General features: G+C 38.4%; 1 protein-coding gene. It reads right to left on the reverse strand.

What is annotated here, in order from left to right; genetic code table 11:
* Positions 1-268 (reverse strand): response regulator (locus tag AAEZ18_RS18935; RefSeq protein WP_352255955.1); only part of this gene is annotated, 268 nt, incomplete at both ends.

Here is a 268-nt window from a genome sequence, read left to right on the forward strand (position 1 = left end):
TATTTGCGGTTGCTTTGTCACTATCGCTACGAATAATTTTACTCGCCTCAACCCCGTCCATAATAGGCATATGAATATCCATCAAAATAATATCGTACGCTTGTGATTTCACGGCTTGAATACATTCTAATCCATTGTCGACCAAGTAAATTTGAGCATCAGCCTTCTCTAGTATGTTTGTAACGATTAGTTTATTGATCGAGTTATCTTCCACAACCAATATTTTTATACCTGCCAGCGACGCTTCACTCACGGTGTTTACTATAGG

The organism is Pseudoalteromonas sp. 19-MNA-CIBAN-0066, from assembly GCF_040308705.1.
Lineage (GTDB): Bacteria > Pseudomonadota > Gammaproteobacteria > Enterobacterales > Alteromonadaceae > Pseudoalteromonas > Pseudoalteromonas nigrifaciens.